This window comes from Rhodococcus sp. NPDC006774 (assembly GCF_040636045.1).
Taxonomy (GTDB): Bacteria; Actinomycetota; Actinomycetes; order Mycobacteriales; family Mycobacteriaceae; genus Rhodococcoides.
On record NZ_JBEYIW010000008.1, the window covers coordinates 249,588 to 270,969 of the forward strand.

2 protein-coding genes are annotated in these 21,382 nt (G+C 65.3%); both read left to right on the forward strand.

What is annotated here, in order from left to right:
• Nucleotides 1-323: 323 nt before the first annotated feature.
• Nucleotides 324-20,681, forward strand: a complete 20,358-nt coding sequence (locus tag ABZ677_RS15215) for an amino acid adenylation domain-containing protein (protein WP_358370591.1) — start codon at nucleotides 324-326, stop codon at nucleotides 20,679-20,681.
• Nucleotides 20,682-20,781: 100 nt separating this feature from the next.
• Nucleotides 20,782-21,378, forward strand: a complete 597-nt coding sequence (locus ABZ677_RS15220; protein ID WP_037189282.1) for a hypothetical protein — start codon at nucleotides 20,782-20,784, stop codon at nucleotides 21,376-21,378.
• The last annotated feature ends 4 nt before the right edge of the window (nucleotides 21,379-21,382 follow it).

The following is a 21,382-nucleotide window of genomic DNA, read 5'->3' on the forward strand; positions in this document are numbered from 1 at the left end:
AGGGGAGTTCATGTCGTACAGGACGATGAATTCGAGAGTCACCACACACTCGTTCACTGAACTCACGGTTTGTTCTATTCGGTAGAACCGGGTTCTCTCCCTGTTTCAATCCGGTCGCCCGATCGCGCCGAATTGATACAAAGCCATATCACCACCGAACGTGTGTGAATCGACACGAACGCAGACCAGAACGGAAGCCAGAATTGCTCAATCGCGCGCACAGGCCGCCGCGGCTCGACAGTCCGAACCGAACCGAGGGCTCCGGGTCGATCCACCCGACGTCGGCCTTCGCCGCCGTGACCGTGCCGCCGAAGGGCAAGTGAATGCGCGCAGCAATTACCGGTGGGTCTCAGACGCCCCCGACCGGCCCCGGCTTCGAAAACGGATTCCCGCTGTCGTCCGCTCAGCGTGGCATGTGGTTCGCTCAGCAACTGGCCCCTGACGTCCCGGTCTGTATCGCACAGTATGTAGACCTCCGCGGCAACCTCGACATCGCCGTTCTCCAGGATGCGACGGCTCTCGCGGCGCACGAATTCCAATCTGCGTACCTGAGACTGGCCGAGGTGGACGGCGAGCCCGTCCAGATGGTCGATCACTCCATCGACCAGTCGGTGCACTACCTGGATCTGCGCGGCGAAGACGATCCCATGACCTCGGCGCTGCAGTGGATCGACGAGAACTACGTCCAGCCCGTCGACATGGAACACGATCCCCTCGTCGAGAGCTGGATCATTCAGGTCGAGGACGATCGCAACCTCTGGTACAGCAAGATCCACCACGTCGCGCTCGACGGCTACGGTGCCATGACGCTCGTCAACCGAACCGCTGCGCTGTACACCGCGGCCGTCGAACACGTCGAGCCTGCCCCGAACAAGGCGGCCGAGCTACGCCGACTCTACGAGCTCGATCAGGAATACCGGACGTCGTCCCGCTTCGAGTCCGACAAGGAGTACTGGACGGCTCGCGCCGCGGACATCCACGACGGAGCGTCTCTGTCCAACACTGCCGGTCGCACGATCGCCGCCAGCAAGCTGCGCAGCGTCGCTCTACCCGAGGATGTCGTCACCGAGCTCGAGGCATCCGACGCGACCAAGGGCGGAACCGCTGCTGCGGTGTTCATCGCCGCCTTCGGCTGCTACCTCTCGCGGATGACCGGGCGAGAAGACGTCTCGGTCAACATCCCGGTGTCCGCGCGCACCACCGCACTGCTTCGTCGGTCCGGTGGAATGCTCGTCAACGTCGCACCCATTCCGATCCACGTCCCCCAGGACGCTACCGTCGGCGAGCTGGTTCAGCAGGTACAGCTCGAACTGATGGGAGCCCTGCGACATCAGCGCTTCAGCATCGAGGACATTCGGCGCGAGTTGGCGGCCTCGGGAAGCGACAAACAGCTGTCCGGCCCGATGGTCAACATGATGCTGTTCCATCAGCAGATCAACCTCGGGTCCATCGTCGGCGAGTTCAACATCGTCACCTCGGGCCCGGTCGAGGATCTTCTGGTCAACGTGTACCAGAGCGGTTCTCCGGCCAGGACGTTCGTCGATTTCAGGGCCAACCCCAACCGGTACGACGACGACGACCTCACTGCACACCATTCGAGCTTCGTCGACATGGTGGAATCCTTCATCGCGGCCGGGCCCGATGTCGCAGTCCTCGACGTACATCCGGCCAGCGCACGCGAAGGCCAACGCCGGCGACGCGCCGCAGCCGATCTCGCCTACTGGACCGACCGGCTCTCCGACGCCCCGGATCTTCTCGATCTTCCGATCGACCGCTCGCGGCCCTCTAGCATCGGCCATGTTCGCGCATCCCACGAGGTGACGATCGGATCCGAATCGTGGTCCGCGGTGGCTCGACTGGCGGCCGACCGTTCCACCACTCCGTTCGTGGTCTTCGAATCCGCTCTCGCCGTACTGCTTTCGCGGCTGGCTAACACCGACGACGTGTCGATCGCCGTGCCTGCGGGTGACGGCAACACCGTGGTGCTGCGGACGCGACCCGACGTTCGGCACTCGTTCGCCGAGTTCGTCGATGCGTCCGAAACCGACTTCGATGCGGCGATGGCGCACGGCGATACGTCCTTCGACGCCGTCGCCGCGGCCCTCGGGCTGCCCCGATCGGAAGCACACAGCCCCCTTGCTCAGGTTGCGCTCCGGTTCGGTCCTTCCGCACTGCCGCGTGACGGCGTCGGTATGGATCTGGTCGTTACCGTCGACGAATCCGACACTCACGCTGTCGTTTTCGACTACGCCACAGAACTGTTCGATGACGCGAGCGTGGCTCAACTCGCCCGCCGCCTCGTACGGATTCTCGACGCTCTGACCACCGAACCGAACCTGCGAATCGGTGACGCGGACATGCTGTCCGCTGCCGAACGCGCTCGCCTGGCTCCGGTTCGTGGTCCGCGGTCTGTGGTGGGTGTGGTGTTGCCGGAGTTGTTGGCTGGTGCGGTGGGTGTTGCTGGTGTCGGTGGTGTTGCGGTGGTGTCGGGGTCGCGGTCTGTTTCGTATGGTGAGTTGGATGCGGCGTCGTCGCGGTTGGCGCGGATGTTGATGTCGTGTGGGGTGGGTCCGGGGTCGTTCGTGGCGTTGGCGTTGTCGCGGTCGGTGGAGTCTGTGGTGGCGGTGTGGGCGGTGGCGAAGGCCGGTGGTGCGTTCTTGCCGGTGGATCCGAATTATCCGGTGGATCGGATCGAGCACATGTTGGTCGATTCGGGTGCTGTGGTGGGTGTGACGTTGGGTGCCGATGTGGGTGCGCTGTCGGGTGTGGGTGGGGTGTCGTGGGTGGTGCTCGATGATGCGGATGTGGTGGCGGATCTGGCGTTTCGGTCGTCTGCTCCGGTGTTGGATGCGGAGCGTTCGGGTGTGTTGCGGCTCGATGATGCGGCGTATCTGATTTATACGTCGGGTTCGACGGGTGTGCCCAAGGGTGTGGTGGTCACTCATCGTGGTGTGGGGAACTTGGCTGCCGAGGAGCGGGTGCGGTTCGGTGTGGGGCCGTCGTCTCGGGTGTTGGCGTTTGCGTCGCCGAGTTTCGATGCGTCGATTCTCGAGTTCGTGTTGGCGTTCTCGGGTGGGGCGACGATGGTGATTGCGCCGCCGTTGGTGTTCGGTGGGGTGGAGTTGGCGTCGTTGTTGGCGCAGGAGCGGGTCTCGCATGCGTTCGTCACGCCTGCGGCGTTGGCGTCGGTGGATCCGGTGGGGTTGGAGTCGGTCGAGGTCGTGGTGACCGGTGGTGATGTGTGTGCGCCGGAGTTGGTGGCGCGGTGGGCGCCGGGTCGGCGGATGTTCAATGCGTACGGTCCGACGGAGGCGACGATTTTCTCGTCGATTTCGTCGGCGTTGGTGGTGGGGGAGTCGGTCGATATCGGTTCTCCGACGATCGGTTTCGCGGAGGTGGTGTTGGATTCGCGGTTGAATCCGGTGCCGGTGGGTGTGGTGGGTGAGTTGTATCTGGCGGGTCCGGCGTTGGCTCGTGGGTATCACGCGCGGTTGGGTTTGACGGCGGATCGGTTCGTGGCCAATCCGTTCGGTGGTGCGGGTTCGCGGATGTATCGCACCGGTGATGTGGTGCGGTGGAATGCCTCGGGTGCGTTGGAGTATGTGGGGCGTAGCGATTTTCAGGTGAAGGTGCGTGGTTTCCGGATCGAGTTGGGTGAGATCGATTCGGTGTTGGCTGCGGTGTCGGGTGTCGATTTCGTGGTGACCATCGGGCGTGAGAGTGCTGCCGGCAGTACGGTGTTGGTCTCGTATGTGTTGCCGGTGGCGGGTACGGTCGTCGAGGTCGATGCGTTGCGTGAGCATGCCGGTTCGATGCTGCCTGCGCACATGGTGCCGTCGGCGTTCGTGATGTTGGAGTCGATTCCTCTCACTCCGGCAGGCAAACTCGACCGCACCGCACTCCCCGAACCGGATTGGTCCGCTCAGGTCACGGCCGGTCGCGATGCGGACAATGCGGTCGAGAAGACGTTGGCCGGATTGTTCGCCGAGGTTCTTCGCCTGGACCGCGTCGGCGTCGACGATTCGTTCTTCGCCCTCGGCGGCGACAGCATCATGTCGATTCAGCTGGTCTCGCGCGCCAAGGCGGCCGGACTGTCCCTGTCGCCACGAGATGTGTTCGAGCACAAGACCGTTGCGGCTCTGGCCGAGGTGGTCGCGTCCGCGGACGGCACCGCACCTCTCGTGCTGGAGGAGTTGCCCGGTGGCGGTGTCGGCGACGTACCGCTGACTCCGATCGTGGCATGGATGCTCGATCGGACGGCAGTCCTCGACAAGCACACGCAAACGGCGGTTCTCACTCTTCCGGTCGACATCGAGCTGGAGGTGCTCGAGGCCACCGTCCAGACGGTCCTCGATCATCACGACATGCTCCGCGGCGTACTGCACCGCGGCGAGCACCCCACGATGGAGGTCCTACCCGTCGGATCGGTCTCGGCGAACTCGGTGGTGCACCGCGTGACGTCGACAACCGTTCGCGGAGAAGGATTCTCGCAGCAGGCCACGGTCGAGGCAGAAGCAGCAGTAGGCCGGCTGGCTCCCGATTCCGGTGTGATGATCCAGATGGTGTGGTTCGACGCCGGCTCCGAGGGGAGCCGTCTGCTCGTCGTCGCCCACCACCTGGTCATCGACGGCGTGTCCTGGCGAATCCTGGTTCCGGACCTGGCGTCGGCATGGGCCCAGATCATCGGCGGAAACACGCCCGAGCTGGCTCCGGTCGGCACCTCCATGCGTCGTTGGTCGCACGGTTTGCGTGAGGTCACCGCCACCCGCGGCGACGAGCTGGCGATCTGGCGCGATGTTCTGGCACAACCGGATCCGCTCATCGGATCGCGAGCACTCGATCGCGAGATCGACGTGTACGGCACAGTGGACAAGGTCGAGTTGTCGCTGTCCACCGACGTCACCGAGGGTCTGCTGACGGCACTGCCCGACGCGTTCCACGGCAGCGTCAACGACGGCCTGCTCGCCGCTCTCGCGCTCGCCACGGCGGTGTGGCGACGTGGTCGGGGAGTGGCCGTGGACGACGCGTTGATCTCGCTGGAGGGTCACGGCCGCGAGGACCACGTGGTACCCGGTGCCGATCTCGGCCGGACCATCGGTTGGTTCACCACGATCTACCCGCTTCGGTTGACCCTTGCCGGTCTGGACCTGGACGATGCCCTCGCCGGCGGTGTCGACGCAGCGCGTCTGATCAAGTCGGTCAAGGAACAGTTGCTGGCAGTTCCCGACCACGGCATCGGGTACGGCATGCTTCGCTACCTGGACGAGGACGGTGCCGCTGCTCTGCGCGACTTCCCCGCTCCCCAGATCAGTTTCAACTACCTCGGGCGCTACAGCACCGATGTTCCGGACGAGCTTCGCGGACACGGCTGGCTGCCGGTCGACGACTCCGGTGTCGGCGATTCGCAGGACCACGATCTACCGGTCGCAGCAGTGCTCGACATCAATGCCGTCACCACCGCGACGCCGACCGGCCCGCGGTTGGAGGCGACGTTCGCTTTCCCCACCGGTGTGCTCGACGCCGACGAGGTCGGCGAACTGGCCGAGTTGTGGCGTCAGGCTCTGACCGCGCTGACACAGCTCGCCCAGCGACCGGGGGCAGGTGGCTTCACGCCGTCCGATCTCGATCTGGTGCGGCTCGATCAGAGTTCCATCGACGACCTCGAACGGGTCTATCCCACGCTGGACGACATCTGGTCCATGACGCCCCTGCAGGCCGGATTGCTGTTCCACGCCGAGCTGTCGGATCAGTCCGTGGACGCCTACATCGTCCAACTCGTGTTGGAGTTGCGCGGTAGCGTCGACGAGGCGCGATTCCGGCGTGCTGCTCGGGCGCTCCTGCGTAGACACGCGAACCTGCGAACAGCTTTCGTTCACAACAACGACGGCGAGTCCATCCAGATCGTTCACCACGACGTGGACGCTCCGTGGTCGTCGATCGACCTGACCGAACTGGACGTCGAAGATCGAGCCGTCGAGCTCGATCGCATCGAACACGACGACCGCGCCACCCGATTCAACATGGCGCAAGCACCTCTGTTGCGTTTCATGCTCATCACCGTGGCACCGGGCGAGTGGCGTCTGGTGGTGACCAACCACCACATCTTGCTCGACGGTTGGTCCACGCCGCTGCTGCTCAAGGACCTGCTGACGCTCTACGTCGTCGACGGCGACGACACCGTGCTCCCGCGGGTTCCCGCCTACCGCGACTACCTGTCGTGGCTGGCCAAGCGCGACCGCTCGTCGGCACTGGAAGCGTGGACGAACGCGCTCGCAGGGTTGTCCGAGCCGACGCTCCTGACGCCGGTGGAGAGCCGACGCCAGGAGTCGACGTTGGCCGGGCGTTCGTTGGTCTCGCTCGACGTGGAGCAGACGAACCGCCTGCGCAGCGTCGCTCGTGCCCGTGGCGTCACGATGAACTCCATGGTCCAGGCGTCGTGGGCCCTGGTCCTCGGCACTCTGACCGGACGCTCCGACGTCGTGTTCGGTGCCACGGTGTCCGGACGCCCGCCTGAGGTCTCCGACATCGAGTCGATGGTCGGTCTGTTCATCAACACTCTGCCGGTGCGGATCGTGCTCGATCCTTCGGAGACACTCGGTGAGTACCTCGAGCGGGTGCAGGCCGAACAGGCCGCTCTGCTCGATCACCACTACCTCGGCCTCACCGACATTCAGCGAGCGGTGGGACCTTCCGTCGCCTTCGACACCCTGACGGTGTTCGAGTCGTACCCGATGGACCGCGCGGGATTGTCGGCGGAGACCGACCTCGCCGGAATGCAGGTGCACGACGTGCACGACGGCAGCGACACAGCGCAGTATCCGCTGACGCTGGTCGCCATGGTCGACGATCGGCTGCACATCGAGGCCAAGTACCTACCGGAGTTGTTCGAGCACAGCGTCGTCGCGGCGACGGTCGACAGAATCGTGCGGGTTCTGGAAGCCATTGCCACCGACACCGGTCGACGTGTCGGATCGCTGTCGCTGCTGTCCGAGGAAGAACTGCGCCGGGTGGCACCGGTGCGGGGACCGGCATCGTCCGATGCTCGGATGCTTCCCGATATCTTCACCGACGCCGCAGCCGCGAACCAGCACGGCACCGCTCTGTGGAGCGCCGGCCGCACCGTCGACTATGCCGAACTCGACGCGCAATCATCAGCTCTCGCAAGAACATTGATCGCTCGCGGTGCCGGCCCGGAAACTGTCGTTGCGCTGGCTCTGCCACGGTCCGTCGAATCCGTACTCGCCATCTGGGCAGTCGCCAAGACCGGGGCGGCATTCCTGCCGATCGATCCGAGCTACCCGCGCGATCGCGTCGAACACATGCTCGTCGACTCGAACGCGTCGATCGGTCTGACCCTGTCCGAGCACGTGGCCGCGGTCTCGGATCTCGGCTCTGCTCAGTGGACCGTGCTCGACCACGAGGACACGCGCGCCGAACTCGCCGGTCACCCGACCGCGCCGGTTCGCGACGGCGACCGTATTCGCCCGATGCACATAGATCAGGTCGCGTACCTGATCTACACCTCGGGTTCGACGGGTGTTCCCAAGGGCGTCACCGTCACCCATCGCGGGTTGGCGAATCTGGCCGAGGAGGAGCGGACTCGTTTCGAGGTGACCCCGGACGCTCGGGTTCTCGCGTTCGCGTCCCCGAGCTTCGATGCCTCGATACTCGAACTGCTCATGGTGTTCTCCGGTGCCGCGACCATGGTCATCGCGCCGACGTCGGTCTACGGTGGCACCGAGTTGGCCGAACTGCTCGCAGCACAGCGCGTCACGCATGCGTTCGTCACGCCCGCCGCGCTGGCATCGGTGGATCCGGCCGGGCTGACCGAGTTGGCCGTGGTCGCAACCGGTGGCGACGTGTGTCCGCCCGAGCTCGTGGCCCGCTGGGCACCGGGCCGTCGTATGTTCAACGCGTACGGTCCCACCGAGGCGACGATCTTCTCGTCCATCAGTGATCGACTGCACGTCGATTCCGCCATCGACATCGGTTCGCCGACAATCGGTTTCAGTGAGGTCGTTCTCGACGCACGATTGCATCCCGTCCCGGTCGGAGTTGCGGGCGAGCTCTATCTCGCCGGGCCGGCACTGGCACGTGGCTACCATTACCGCTTCGGGCTGACCGCAGACCGTTTCGTCGCGAATCCCTTCGACGAGAACGGTGCCAGGATGTACCGCACCGGCGACGTGGTGCGGTGGACCGAGTCGGGAACGCTCGAGTACGTCGGTCGCAGCGACTTCCAGGTCAAGGTGCGCGGTTTCCGCATCGAACTGGGCGAGATCGACGCCGTCCTGACCGACGATCCGACCGTCGAGTTCGCGACCACGGTGGGTGTCGACGGCCCGACGGGCAACACCATTCTGGTCGCCTACGTTCTTCCGAGATCCGGCGAGCAGGTCGACGCGGCAGCTCTGCGCACGCACGTGTCGAGTTCACTACCGACTCATATGATCCCGACGGCCTTCGTCGCACTGGAGTCGATTCCGTTGACACCGGCCGGCAAGCTGGATCGCAACGCACTGCCTGCACCCGATCTTCATCTCGGGGGCGACTCGCGTGCACCGCGCAACGACACCGAGCAGATCATTGCCGACATCTTCGGCGAGGTACTGGGGATCGACGGCGTCGGAATCGATTCGAGCTTCTTCGATCTGGGTGGCGACTCGCTCAGTGCCACCAGACTCACCGCCCGCGTCAACTCTGCCCTCGACACCACGATCACCGTCCGCGCATTGTTCGAGGCGCCCACCGTCGAGTCACTTGCGGTGCGGGTGCACAGCAACCCGGTCGGCACCCTGCGCCGTCCCGCACTCGTAGCGAAGCCGCGACCGGATTCGATTCCGTTGTCGCTCGCGCAGCAACGAATGTGGTTCATCAATCAGTTCGACGTGACCTCGGCGGCGTACAACATCCCGCTTGCGGTGAGACTGACGGGTCGACTCGACATCGCTGCGATGAGCGCGGCCGTCGGGGACGTCCTGGAACGTCACGAGTCGCTGCGCACGGTGTTCCCCACCCACGGGGAGCGCCCCGAGCAGAAGATCCTCGACGTTCGGACGGCGAGGACCGAACTCGCCGTCGTCGATCTGGACGCCACCGAGGTCGTTGCGGCCATCTCGGCCGCTGCAGCAACAGGATTCGACGTGTCGACCGACCTACCGTTCCGCGCGGTCCTGTACCGGGTGACACCGGACGAGTTCGTGCTCTCGATCGTCGTGCACCATATCGCCGCCGACGGCGCGTCCATGGCACCCTTGGCACGAGACGTCATGGTCGCCTACGGTTCTCGCGCAGCGGCCGGCGCTCCGATGTGGGCACCGCTCGACGTCCAGTACGCGGACTTCGCGATCTGGCAACGCACCGTCCTCGGCGACGAGTCCGACCCCTCGTCCATTGCCGCGCAACAGTTGGACTTCTGGAAGACAGCCCTGGCGGATCTTCCCGACGTGCTGCCGTTGCCGCTCGATCACCCGCGGCCCGCTCGGCAGTCCATGCGCGGCAACAGTGTTCGGTTCGAGATCGACCGCACCACTCATGCCGAACTGGTCGACCTCGCACGCGCCAACGAGGCGACCGTCTTCATGGCCGTCCACGCGGCATGGTCGATCCTGATGGCACGCATCAGCGGCACCGAGGACATCGCGGTCGGTACTCCGATCGCCGGACGAGGTGACGCCGCACTCGACGATCTGGTCGGCATGTTCGTCGGCACCCTGGTTCTGCGCACGGAGGTGGCACCGCAGCTCTCGTTCACCGATCTGCTTCGAGCCACTCGTACGGCCGATCTGGCGGCGTTCGAGAACACCGATGTTCCGTTCGAGCGGTTGGTCGACGTTCTCGACCCGACCCGTTCGACCGACCGTTCGCCGTTGTTCCAGGTGCTACTCGAATTCCAGAACAACACGTCCGCGACGCTCGAACTGCCGGAGCTCACGGTCGAGGCAGTCGACATCGACGCGCACGTTGCGAAGTTCGATCTGCAACTGACCGTCGCCGAGGAGTTCGACGAGTCCGGTGCACCGGCCGGAATGACCGCCGCGATCACCTACGCGGTCGACCTGTTCGAGGAATCGTCCGTCGACGAGTTCTCGGCGCGGTTCGGCGCGGTGCTCACCGCCGTGACGGCCGATCCGGAGCGCGCCGTCGGCGACATCGATCTCCTGCTCCCGGGCGAGCTCGACGCCATGACGGGCGAGTGGAATCACGCGGGCCTCGTGGCATCCGATGCAACGTTGTTCGATCGATTCGCCACTGCTGCAGCGCGATTCCCCGATTCGCGCGCAGTCGTCTTCGGAGATCGCACGCTGACCTACGCCGAGTTGGACGACCGGTCGAGTCGACTCGCACGACTCCTCGTCCAGCGCGGTGTGACCTCGGAATCGCTCGTGGCGGTCGCGATGCCGCGCAACGAGGAGCTCATCGTCGCGCTGCTCGCGGTGATCAAGTCCGGTGGCGGCTACCTTCCGATCGACGTGTCCTACCCAGCGGATCGGCTGGCGTTCATGCTCGAGGATGCCTCGCCGGTCTGTGTGATCTCCACGGTCGCCGACAGTGCGGCAGTACCTGCCTCGGATCTCGATGTCCTCGAGATCGATTCGCCCGAACTGATCGCCGAACTGGACGGCATGTCGGGTGCGCCGCTGACCGATGCGGACCGCTCGGGTGGCACCAGTGCCGACTCGATCGCGTACGTCATCTACACCTCGGGCAGTACCGGTCGACCCAAGGGCGTGCAGATCGCGCACCGCAACGTGGCGACGCTGTTCGCCAACACCGCTGATCTCTTCGATTTCGACGATCGCGACGTCTGGACGATGTTCCACTCGTATGCGTTCGACTTCTCGGTGTGGGAGCTGTGGGGACCGCTGCTGCACGGGGGAACGCTCGTCGTCGTCGACTACTACACGGCACGCTCCCCGGAGCTGTTCCGTGAGTTGCTGGCACGCGAGAAGGTCACGGTGCTCAACCAGACACCGACGGCGTTCTACCAGTTCGCGGAAGCGGATCGAGTGGCCACCGAAAGCCTCGCCGGCACCGCGGACTCAGACCTGTCGTTGCGCTACGTGATCTTCGGCGGCGAGGCACTCGATCTCGGCCAGTTGGCTCGCTGGTACGCCCGACACGACGAGTCCGCGCCGACTCTGGTCAACATGTACGGCATCACCGAGACGACGGTCCACGTGAGCCACCTGGCCCTGACCGAGCAGTTCGCGGCGTCGGCCTCGGCCAGCGTCATCGGTCAGGCGATCCCCGCACTGCGCGTCGCCGTGCTCGACACGCGTCTGAATCCGGTTCCGCCGGGTGTGACCGGTGAAATGTACGTCTCCGGGGCACAGCTCTCTCGCGGCTACCTGGGCCGGGCCGGCCTGTCGGCCACCCGTTTCGTCGCCGATCCGGCCGGAGAAGCCGGTGCCCGCATGTACCGCACCGGCGACACTGCGCGGTGGAATCGCGACGGGGCACTCGAGTACCTGGGCCGCAGTGACATGCAGGTACAGCTGCACGGCTTCCGCATCGAACTCGGCGAGATCGAGAGTGCGCTGCTCGCATTCGACGGTGTCGCCGCTTCCGTGGTCTCGGTTCGAGACGACGGATTCGGTGATCGACTGATCGGATACGTCGTCGCCGAAGCGGGTCGAACACTCGATCACTCCGCCGTTCTCGACTTCGTCGGACACTCACTGACGTCGTACATGGTTCCGGCTGCGTTGATCGTGCTGGACGAGCTGCCGCTGACCGCCAACGGAAAGCTCGATCGCCGAGCACTGCCGGCTCCGGACTTCTCCGCCAACGTGACCGAAAGCCGTTTGCCGGCAACCGAAGTCGAGTCGATCCTCGCCGGGTTGTTCGCCGATGTCCTCGGCCTCGACGCCGTCGGCGTCGACGACTCGTTCTTCGCTCTCGGCGGCGACAGCATCATGTCCATCCAGCTGGTCTCACGCGCCAAGGCGGCCGGTCTGGTCCTGGCTCCGCGCGACATCTTCGAGCGCAAGACCGTCGCGGCGTTGGCGGAGGTCGTTGTTCTCGGGGGCGACGTCGTCGTACTGGAAGAACTCGACGGTGGGGGAGTCGGCTCGCTGCCTCTGACACCCGTCGTTCGCTGGATGTTGGACCGCAGCACCGACTTCGGTCGCTACACCCAGACTGCCCTGCTTCAGCTTCCGGTCGGTATCGAGAGCGAGACTCTCGAGCGCACCGTCCAGGCCGTGCTCGATCGTCACGACATGCTCCGGTCGCGGCTGTTCGAGGATGCGGACGGCATCTGGCACGAGGAAGTATCTCCGATCGGGACCGTGTCCGCCGCGTCGGTCATCCATGCCGTCTCGGTCGATTCCGTGGACGGTGCCGAGTTCTCCTCCCGCGCCGCAACCGAACTCGACGCCGCAGCGGATCGGCTGGTCCCCGCCGACGGGGTCATGGTCCAGATGGTGTGGTTCCAGGGCCCGAACGGGTCAGGCCGACTGCTCGTCGTCGCGCACCACCTCGTCATCGACGGCGTGTCCTGGCGCATCCTCGTTCCGGATCTGGCCACGGCATGGAGCCAGATCGTCGCGGGGGCCGAGCCTGTGCTGGCACCGATCGGCACATCGATGCGACGGTGGTCCACCGGATTGACCGAGGTCACCGCGAGCCGCGCCGACGAGCTCGGGTTGTGGCAGCGGATTCTCAGCGGCGACGATCCGACGATAGGTTCGCGACCACTGGACAAGAGCGTCGATGTCGACGCCACCGTGCAGCGCATTCGCACATCGCTACCGGTCGAGGTCACCGAGCGCCTGCTGACCACGGTGCCGAATGTCTTCCGGGGCAGCGTCAACGACGGCCTCCTGGCCGGGTTGGCTCTCGCGCTCACGGCATGGCGTCGTGAACGGGGAGCCGTTGTCCGCAGTGCGCTGATCACGCTCGAAGGCCATGGCCGTGAAGACGCCGTGGTTCCCGGAGCCGATCTCGGCAGAACCGTCGGCTGGTTCACCACGATCTTCCCGGTGCGACTCGACCTCGGTTCGGTGGACATCGCCGACGCGTTGTCGGGTGGAGACTCTGCCGGTGCACTGATCAAGGCCGTCAAGGAACAGCTGTTGGAGATTCCCGATCACGGAATCGGTTACGGCATGTTGCGGTACCTCGATTCCGCTGGGACCGAGGCGCTGTCCGACTTCGCCGCTCCACAGGTCAGCTTCAACTACCTCGGGCGATTCTCGACCGGATCGTCCGAGGGTATGGAAGACGTGGGCTGGATTCCGGTCGCCGACGCCGAACTGGGCGATGCGCAGAACCCGGACATGCCCGTACCTGCCGCGCTGGACATCAACGCCGTGACCACCTCGACACCCGACGGTCCGCAGCTCGACGCCACCTTCGCGTTCCCGGCCGGGATCCTGGGTGCGGACGAGGTCGATCGGTTGATCGAACTGTGGACGCAAGCACTGACCGCGATCACCGAGCACGCCTCGACCGAGGGTGCGGGCGGCTTCACCCCGTCCGACCTCGAGCTGGTGGACATCGATCAGCGCTCCATCGAGGTGCTCGAGAAGCGGTTCCCCGACCTCGACGACGTGTGGTCGATGTCGCCACTGCAGGCCGGTCTGCTCTTCCATGCGCGCCTCGCAGGCGAGGTCGGCAGCGACAGCGCAGGCGTCGATGCCTACATGGTGCAGCTCGGTCTCGAGCTGCGTGGCGTCGTCGATGCCGAGCGGATGCAGGCCGCTGTGAACAAGCTCGTCTCTCGTCATCCGAACTTGCGGGCAGCCTTCGTACACAACAGCACCGGCGAATCGCTGCAGGTCGTGCAGAGTTCGGTCACAGTGCCGTGGTCCGAGGTCGACCTGCGCGGTGAGGCCGACGTCGAGGCTGCGCTCGAGGCCGTCCTCGCAGCCGATCGCGGTGTGCGGTTCGAGATGGACTCTGCGCCGCTCCTTCGATTCACGCTGATCACTCTCGCCGACGATCACTGGCGACTGCTGCTGACCAATCACCACATCCTGCTCGACGGATGGTCGACACCGCTGGTCGTCAAGGAACTGATCACCCTCTACGTCACCGAGTCCGACGACTCGATGCTCCCGCGTGTGCCCGCCTACCGGGACTACCTCGCGTGGATGCGGCAACGCGACGTCGCGATCTCCACTGCGCAGTGGGTCAGTGCGATGGCCGGTGTCGAGGAGCCGACGCTATTGGTCACCGGTGATCGAGGTCGCCAGTTGTCCACCGTCTCGAGCGAGACCGAGCGGTCGTTGTCGATCGAGACCACAGCGGCTCTTCGCGATTTCGCGGCGCGACGCGGGTCCACTCTGAACACCCTCGTTCAGACCGCGTGGGGCATCGTGCTCGCCACTCTGACCGGACGCGAGGACGTCGTCTTCGGCGCCACGGTGTCGGGTCGGCCGCCTGAGGTCTCCGGTATCGAGGGCATGATCGGGCTCTTCATCAACACGCTGCCCGTTCGAGTCACTCTCGATCGAAGCGAAACACTCGGAGCCTTGGTCGATCGCGTCCAGGCCGAGCAGGCGTCACTGCTGGACCACCATTACCTCGGTCTGACCGACATCCAGCGCGCGGCCGGTGCCGGCGTCGCATTCGACACCTTGACGGTGTTCGAGTCGTACCCGGTCGATCGCGCCGGAGCTTCTGCGGCAACAGATTTTGCAGGCATGCAGGTGACGGACATCCTCGGCACCGACGCCGCGCACTACCCGCTGACTCTGGTGTCGTCGGTCGACGAGCGCCTCAACCTCAAGGCCAAGTACCTGCCCGAGCTGTTCGAGCTCGAGGACGTGCACGCGATCGTCGATCGAGTCGAGCGGGTACTCGACGCGGTCCTTGCCGACGAACAGCAGCCACTGGCTCGACTCCGGCTGCTGGCCGATGCCGAGTTCGCCTCTCTGGCTCCGGTGTTCGGACTCGAGGGCCGGTCGGCGCGGTTGTTGCCGGAGATCTTCTCCGACGCAGCTGCCGTCGATCCTGACGCCATCGCAGTCCGCAGCGTCGACGGCGAGTTGACGTACCGAGAGCTGGACCGACAGTCGAACCGGCTCGCGCGCATTCTGCTCGGCCACGGTGTGCGCCCCGAGACGTTCGTAGCGCTCGGGATCGCTCGCTCCATCGAGTCGGTGCTGACGGTCTGGGCCGTCGCGAAGTCCGGAGCCGCCTTCGTACCGGTCGATCCGAACTACCCCGCCGATCGCATCGAACACATGCTGGCCGACTCCGGCGCAACGTTCGGTGTCACCACCCGCGCTCATCTCGACGGTCTGCCGTCGACCGTCCCGTGGATCGTTCTCGACGACCTCGGCACGGACGGTCCGAACGCGGTGAGCGACGAGCCCATCGCGGAGGACGAACGCCATGGTCGCGTCACCCTCTCGAGTGCCGCGTACACGATCTACACGTCGGGTTCGACCGGAGTTCCCAAGGGGGTCGTGGTCACCCACACCGGCCTCGACAACTTCGCGACCGAGCAGCGCGAGCGCTACCGGGTCACGAAGGACTCACGCACACTGCATGTTTCGTCGCCCAGTTTCGACGCGTCCGTGCTCGAGTACCTGCTCGCGTTCGGCGTGGGAGCCACGATGGTGATCGTTCCGCCCACGGTGTACGGCGGCGCCGAGCTGGCATCGTTGCTGGCCGAGGAATCGGTCACTCACGGCTTCATCACCCCGTCCGCCCTCGCCTCGGTCGATCCGGCCGGTCTCGACACGTTCGCCGATGTCGTCGTCGGCGGCGAGGCCGTCCCGGCCGAGTTGGTCACCAAGTGGGCTCCCGGTCGCAACCTGTTCAACGGCTACGGACCGACCGAGGCCACCATCATGTCCAACATCAGCGCACCGATGGTCGCCGGCGAGCCGGTCTCGATCGGCGGGCCGGTGCGGGGTGTGTACGAGGTGGTCCTCGACTCGCGGCTGCAGCCGGTTCCCATCGGGGTTGCAGGTGAGCTGTATCTCGCGGGCGTCGGACTGGCCCGCGGTTACCACGATCGGATGGGGCTGACGGCCGAGCGATTCGTCGCCGACCCGTTCGGCGCTCCCGGTGCCCGGATGTACCGCACCGGAGATGTGGTGCGCTGGTCGGCCGATCTGACCATCGAGTACGTCGGTCGAAGCGACTCGCAGGTCAAGGTCCGCGGCTTCCGCATCGAACTCGGGGAGATCGACGCCGCACTCTCCGCGCATCCGGCGGTGGATTTTGCAGCCACCTTCGGAACTCCAGGGCCGAACGGTGCCACTGTTCTCGTGGCGTACGTACGCCTGACGGGAGACAGCCCAGCAGAGACGGTCGATGCTTTCGACACGGCGGTTCTGCGCGATCATCTCGCCGCCGCACTGCCGTCGCACATGGTGCCCAGCGCCATCGTCGTGCTCGAGTCGATTCCGCTCACTCCGGTGGGCAAGCTCGATCGCGCCGCACTGCCCGTACCCGAGTTCGGCTCGGCCACCTCGTACCGAGAGCCGAGCACGCCTGCCGAGCTGACGGTCGCTGCGGTCTTCGCCGAGATTCTCGAGGTGGATCGAGTCGGTGCAGACGATGGCTTCTTCGAGCTCGGTGGCGACTCGCTCAGTGCAACGCGGGTGATCGCTCGCGTCAACGCCGAGTTCGGCACCTCGATCGGTGTGCGCACGATCTTCGAGACCCCGACGGTGTCGGGATTGGCAAGCGCGGTCGGCACGTCCGACACTCGCGCGCAGCGCCCGGCTCTCGTTGCGGCGGCGCGTCCGGAGCACGTTCCGCTCTCGCTCGCCCAGCAGCGTATGTGGTTCATCAACCAGTTCGACACCTCGTCGGCCGCGTACAACGTGCCGCTGGTCGTCAAACTGACCGGGCGGCTCGACACCGCTGCGCTGGCGGACGCGGTGGTCGACGTTCTTGGACGCCACGAGTCTCTGCGCACGACCTTCCCCGACGGCCCGCAGTTCCCGGTGCAGCTCGTGCACCCGGCCGCCGATGTCGCGCCTGTGGTCGAATCCGAACGGATCGATGCCGCTGTACTGACCGATCGCGTCGCTCTGTTGGCAGGTCGAGGATTCGACGTGACCACCGAAATTCCGGTACACGTCGAGCTGTTCGAGGTGCTCGATACCCACGTCGACGCATCCCAGGATCCCGTCTTCGTGCTCGCCATGGTGGTGCATCACATCGCTGCCGACGGTGCCTCGATGGCACCTCTCGCTCGCGACGTCGTGCTCGCGTACTCGGCGCGCAGCGCAGGTACGGCACCGAATTGGCAGCCGCTGCCCGTCCAGTACGCCGACTACACGATCTGGCAACGGTCGCTGCTCGGAGACGAGCAGGACGCGTCGAGCGTGGCAGCGGCTCAGCTCGAGCACTGGTCCACTGCGCTCGCGGGTCTTCCCGATCTGTTGCCGTTGCCGACGGACCGGCCGAGGCCTACCACTCAGGACTTCCGCGGTGGCCGAGTTCGCTTCACCGTCGATGCCGACATCCATCGGGCCCTCGTCGACATCACTCGCGAACAGAACGTCAGCATGTTCATGGTTCTGCACGCCGCGTTCGCCGTCGTTCTGGCTCGTTTGAGCGGCACCGACGACATCGCGATCACCACCCCGGTGGCCGGGCGCGGTGACGCTGCGCTCGACGACCTCGTGGGTATGTTCGTCAACACGCTCGTGCTGCGCAGTCGGGTCGACGAGTCCGCTTCGTTCGACGACCTGCTGAACCAGGTCAAGGCACACGATCTCGACGCATTCGATCACACCGAAATGCCCTTCGAGAGAATCGTCGAGGTTCTCAATCCCACTCGTTCGACCGCATACGCTCCGCTCTCGCAGGTTGCGCTGTCGTTCCAGAACAACGAGAAGGCCTCGGTCGAGCTTCCGGACCTACGCGTGGAGGGCTTCGACTTCGACGTTCCCGTGGCCAAGCAGGATCTGCAGTTGCTGCTGTCCGAGACCTTCGACGAGGACGGGCGTCCGTCCGGCTTCGAGGCCGCGTTCGACTACGCCACATCGCTGTTCGACGCGGCCAGCGTCGAGGCCATCGCGGCGCGACTGATTCGAGTTCTCGATGCCGTCGGACGCGACCGACACACGGTGGTCGGAGACATCGAAATTCTGGGCGCCGACGAGCTGCGCGAGTTGGTGCCGGCGCGCGGAAACGCGGACGCGGCAGTCCGGACGTGGCCGGAGTTGCTCGCGGCGGCCGTCGCGCTCGACCCGTACGCAGTCGCCGTCACCTACCGAGGCATCAGCCTGTCGTACGCCGATCTCGACAGCTGGTCCAACCGAATCGCTCGAATGCTGATCGACTACGGCGTCGGTCCCGAGACGTTCGTCGCGTTGGCGCTGCCTCGATCGATCGAGTCGGTTTTGTCGGTGTGGGCTGTGGCCAAGACCGGTGCCGCCTTCCTGCCCGTCGATCCGAACTACCCGGCGGACCGAATCGCGCACATGCTCGAAGATTCCCGTGCCGCAATGGGTCTGACCGACATCGACAGCAGAGAATCGCTGCCCGACACCGTTCCGTGGCTGGTGCTGGACGATCCGGAAATTTCCGCGGAGTTGTCTCGCTATCCGGCAGACGCGGTGACCGACGTCGAGCGCACGGCGACCCTGCACATCGACCACCCCGCCTACCTGATCTACACCTCGGGTTCGACCGGTCGCCCGAAGGGCGTTGCAGTGCGGCACCGTGGCTTGGCCAACCTCCAGGCCGAGGTGCTTGAGCGATTCCGCCCCACTCGGGATTCGCGTGTGTCGCACATCGCGTCGCCGAGTTTCGACGCATCCATCTACGAGCTGACGATGGCGTTCGGCGTCGGTGCCACCGTCGTGATCGTGCCGCCAGGAGTCTTCGGCGGCGGCGACTTGGCCGACCTGCTCGAATCCGAACACGTCACCCATGCGTTCCTGACTCCCGCGGCGCTGTCGTCGATCGACGAGTCACGTCTGGGCAGCGTTCGGGTCCTTGCCGTCGGAGGCGAGGCATGCACTCCGGAGTTGGTGGCGAAATGGGCACCGGGCCGCAAGATGTTCAACGGCTACGGTCCGACCGAGACCACCATCCAGGCAAGTGTCGGTGGACCGTTGGTGCCCGGTGGCACAGTGGACGTCGGCAGGCCTGGAACCGGATTCCGGTTCCAGGTGCTCGACGCACGACTGCGGCCGGTTCCGGCCGGAGTGTCGGGCGAGCTCTACATCGCCGGCCCCGGTACCGCCCGCGGATACCTCGGTCGCTTCGGGCTGACATCCGAGCGCTTCGTCGCCGACCCGTTCGGCACTCCGGGCGATCGGATGTATCGAACCGGTGACGTCGTGCGCTGGGGAAGTGCAGGGGCCGTCGAGTTCGTCGGCCGCAGTGACTTCCAGGTCAAGGTGCGCGGTTTCCGTATCGAACTCGGTGAGATCGACTCCGCCCTCACCGAGCACGACCAGGTCGGGTTCGCCGCCACGATCGGGCACACGGCGGCGTCCGGTGACACAGTTCTCGTGTCCTACGTCCTCGCGGCCGACGGCGAATCGGTCGACACCGAAGCACTTCGCGATCGCGTCGCCAAAATGCTTCCACGGCATATGGTTCCGTCGGCGATCATCGAGCTCGACGACATTCCGCTCACTCCTGTGGGCAAGCTCGATCGGCGGGCACTGCCGGTTCCGGAACTGACGACGTCGACAACGCCGTACCGGGCACCGACGACCGATGTGGAAGCTGCGATCGCCGATGCGTTCGCTCAGGTTCTCGGGGTCGATCGGGTCGGCATGGACGACAACTTCTTCGAGCTGGGCGGAACGTCGCTGGTGGCCACGAAGATCGTGCCCGCCATCGAGAACGCCATCGGAGTCCGGGTCCCACTGCAAGCGCTGTTCGTCGATCCGACACCGGCAGGGCTGGCCGCACGCGTCGCCGCAGATGCCGACGCCGGGGGCGCGGATCTCGACTCGGTGTTCGGAGTCGTGATTCCGCTGCGCGGTAGCGGGTCCAAGGCCCCGTTGTTCTGCGTCCACCCGGGAATCGGGTTGTCGTGGGGATACGCCGGTCTCGTCTCACAGCTGAGCGACGACCGTCCTGTGTACGGCCTGCAGCTGCCGAGCATCGTGGAAGGGTCGACCTTCGGATCCATTCGCGATCTCGCACACCGCTACGCCGACGAGATTCGTGCCGTCCAGCCGGTGGGGCCCTACCACCTTCTCGGGTGGTCGCTCGGCGGCTCGCTCGCTCACGCGATAGCCGTGGAACTGCGCAGCACCGGCAGCGATGTTCGGACGCTCGCTCTGCTGGACAGCTACGTCGACGGCCACGACGGCGAACCGGACGGGGGAGCGTTGAGCGTCGAGAATCTGCTTGCGGGATTGGGGCTCGACCTGACGGCACAACCGTCGTCCGAGCCGTTGACCTACGAACGGGGCGTCGAACTACTCGACGAGTCGTTGGGGCAGACGACCGGCATTTCAGCCGACCATCTCCGACGTATCAGTGCGGGATTCGAGAACTCGACTCGAATAATGGCCGAATTCGTCCCGGACGTCTTCGACGGAGATGTTTTGTTCTTCTCCGCAACTAAGGGTGCGAGCGATGGAATTGTTCGATCCCCGCAAGAATGGCGGCCGTATGTGACAGGAGATATCGTCATCCACGATGTCGACGTTTTCCACAACGAGATGACCAATGCGGACGCTGCCACGGTGATCGGGCCGGTCGTCGATTCGCATCTCGGTAATACACCCGAATAACGATTGGTGTGTTCTTCACATCGAAGGGCAGATCTACGAATACCATCGGCATTCGACACGAATGCCGTCGAATACGAATCACAACCACCAGGGGACAGAAGTGAAACTGATCAGAACAGCAACGGTAGCGGTGGCGTTGACCGCTGCGGTGGCCACCGGTGCAGGCCATGCTGTGGCAGACCCGTCGTCGGACCCGGTGAACTACGAGACGTCGGTCAACCCCGACGGAACGGTCACCACCGTCCTCGATGCCGGACTGTTCCGGGTCGATGCCACGAGCGAGACCGTGTCCATCATCGACCAGGCCGGTGCCACGGTTGCATCTGTTCCGCTGGAGTACACCATCAACGGCACCGTCTATTCGATCGCACCGCTGATCGGTGCCGAGGGCCGCGAACTGACGTTGACTCCGCAGACGGTTCCCGTCGCCGAGGTCGCAGGTCCGCGGACCAAGCAGCAGGCATTCGACAACATGGTCAACCAGCTCGCCATCGGCTGGAACAACGGCGGCGGTGTCGGCACGGCGATCGGCGCAGGCCTCGGTTTCGCCATCGGCTGTGTGTCGATCTTCCCGAACTTCATCTCCGGGTGCATCATCGGAACCGTCATCGGTACGGTGGCCGGCGCAGTCATCGGCACCAGCAACGGAAACCCGCAGGCCCAGCCTGCTGTGTTCGAATACTTCACCACTCCGTAAGGCA